The organism is Bacillus sp. LR--39, from assembly GCF_053613335.1.
In genome coordinates, this window is record NZ_JBSIOT010000033.1 from 1 (window position 1) to 2,555 (window position 2,555).

Genomic DNA, 2,555 nt, shown 5'->3' on the forward strand with positions numbered 1-2,555 from the left:
GTACTTGGATTTTTTATCATTACGGCTTGGGCCTGTATGGAAAAGTGTACCCTGCTGCCGGTGTGCTCATTACAATTACGGTTTGTGCCGTTCAAATGGCCTTCAGCCACCTTTGGCTTCGTGTCTTTCGGATGGGGCCGTTTGAGTGGCTGTGGAGAAGCGCTACGTATCTGTCGTGGCAGCCTATTGTAAAGAAAACAAAAGTCTAGATGCCTATTGGCGTCTAGACTTTTTTCTATTATTTATACACGACACGTGTTTTGCAAATGATGTCATGCAGGCCTTTTTCTCTCCAAAGGCGATCATGATAAACCCGATATAAAAGATGATTCCAGATAAGATATAGGCAAAGTAACGGCCAATTCCCTGTCCGACAGAAACCCGTTCACCTTGTTCATTGACCACTTTCAGGCCAAGAATTTTTTTGCCAAGTGTGCCTTGCATTTTAGAAGCTGTGAGCAGCCCGTAATATAACACACTGATGACGATCATGATCAGCATAGTAGGCAAAAATGCAAGCGTCATGTATTTCACTAAATACTCTTCTTCCGTCATGTAAGGGTTTGTTGCCACAGCCCCAGCTACAAAAACAGAATTGATCACAAATAGAATAATATAACTAGGAACAGATACAATAATGCCATCAATAAAATAAGCTAAAAAACGAATCCAAAATCCTGCTGGTTTTTCCATGTATTTTTCTCTCTCCTCTGAATTAATCTGGAATAGTATACTTTGAAAAACAAGTACATGCAATATGGTATGGTGATAAAATCCTGACATTACAGAAAAATGAGTCTTTTATCCTTTGTTTTTTACTATATAAATATACTAGAAAGAAGCATAGCATTTGTGTATGTGTTCTGGAATTTTTTAAAAATATAATGAATATAACATTCAACTTACTTATAATAAAAAAGGTTAATATTTCTATTAAAGGAGGAGTTTGATGTCAAAAAAAATAGCGTGGCGATCATGACAACCATTTCTGCGTTTCTTTTTTGCGCCGTGATTGTGGCGGCTTCACTTTCGCCGCTGGCCGGAACGGGAGCGGCGGCCAATCAGTTTAATTCAGCTGGCATGTGGTCAGCTGTCGGTATGATCCTTGTCTTGTATTTCATTCCATTTCTCGTTTATATGCTCGGAGTCGATGCAATGAGGTATGTCATGGCGGTGCTTTGCGGCTTCGGGCTTTTGATTCATTTGTCTTCGGCCGGTTTTATCTTGATGTTTAGTTTCTTTAGTGACCATCTGCTTTCTGAGGTGATCTTTGTTTTCGGAATTAGTCTCGCTGCGGCTGCTGTCAACGTCATTTGGTTTGTGGCTGCATTTCGATCGGGTGCTGAAAAAACGTCCGTGAATACTCTTACATAGTTTTCTAGTTTGTGATGTTTTTGTGAAATAGATTTATAAAATGGATGAATATGTTATGATGGTCGCAAATTAGAAGTTACATATAATGGGGGTCTCAATGATGGTCAAGTCATTTCGTATGAAAGCTTTGATTGCGGGAGCTGCGGTGGCGGCGGCTGTTTCGGCCGGCGCTGTTTCTGATGTGCCCGCTGCCAAAGTGCTTCAGTCGACAGCTGCTTATGCGGCGGAAACGGTGTTTTCTCAAAATAATGGAGCATCTGGCTTTTTGCCAGGAAGATATGATGTACAAGCGATGGCGCCTGCCATGTTTAACTGGTCACGCGAAAGCCGGTTCGCCGGAAATACAGACGGGACGCTGAAATGGCAAAACGACATCAGAACGACTCCGCAAAATGGAGCGGGGGCTGTGATTGACGGAGACGGCACAGTATATCTTCATTCCAGAGACGGGGAAATGAAAGCCTTTAATCCAGACGGCTCAGTCAAATGGGTGACTGGCAATCTTGGAAAAACATATACGCAATCTCCTGTACTTGGGACCAACGGCGTTATCTATTTGGCATCCTATGACAAAAAGATTTATTTTATTGACAAAGAAACGGGAGAAATTTTAACAACGGTTCCGTTAAGCGGCGGGCCAAGCTCTGAAACGGTGATCGGTTCAGACGGGACGTTGTATTTCTCAACACTTGATAATTATGTTCACGCGATCAAACCGACGTCAAAATCAACCTGGACAGAGCGCTGGAAGTTGAAAACAAATGGTGTCGTCAGCTCTGTGCCGGTGCTTGCCAAAAACGGCACCGTGTATGTCGGCACATATAATTACGTGTTTTATGCGATCAACTCCGGAACCGGACAGGTGAAATGGTCCAGAACGACGTCAAATGCGTTTAAAGGATATCCGGTGATTGATAAGGACGGAAACATTTATGCCGGCAACCAAGATGGACAGCTGTATGCCTATACATCAACAGGCAGTTTGAAATGGACATTCCCGTTAAACGGGTTCTCCAGCTCATCTCCTGCGATTGATCATAATGGCAATATCTACATCGGCTCAGGAAGCGGCGAGCTGTTTTCCATCAGCAAAAACGGGGATATGAACTGGTCATTCTATACAGACGGTCCTGTCAGAACGGCGCCGCTGATTGACGCGAAGGGAACGGTGTATTTCGGGT

3 protein-coding genes and 1 pseudogene are annotated in these 2,555 nt (G+C 43.3%); 3 read left to right on the forward strand and 1 reads right to left on the reverse strand.

Features of this window, described 5'->3' with window-relative positions; translation table 11 throughout:
• Window positions 1-209 (forward strand): DUF418 domain-containing protein (locus tag ACWHAR_RS19795; protein WP_452087594.1); only part of this gene is annotated, 209 nt, incomplete at its 5' end.
• Window positions 210-238: 29 nt separating this feature from the next.
• Here ACWHAR_RS19795 and ACWHAR_RS19800 read toward each other — a convergent pair.
• Window positions 239-693: pseudogene (locus ACWHAR_RS19800) on the reverse strand (RDD family protein).
• Between the two features lie 231 nt (window positions 694-924).
• Here ACWHAR_RS19800 and ACWHAR_RS19805 point away from each other — a divergent pair.
• Together ACWHAR_RS19805 and ACWHAR_RS19810 are read left to right on the forward strand one after the other, a co-directional pair.
• Entirely contained in the window at window positions 925-1,374 is a 450-nt protein-coding gene (locus ACWHAR_RS19805; protein WP_257182412.1) for a DUF5391 domain-containing protein, read from the forward strand.
• A gap of 100 nt (window positions 1,375-1,474) precedes the next feature.
• On the forward strand, window positions 1,475-2,555 hold a 1,081-nt coding region (locus ACWHAR_RS19810; protein WP_452087595.1), incomplete at its 3' end, for an outer membrane protein assembly factor BamB family protein.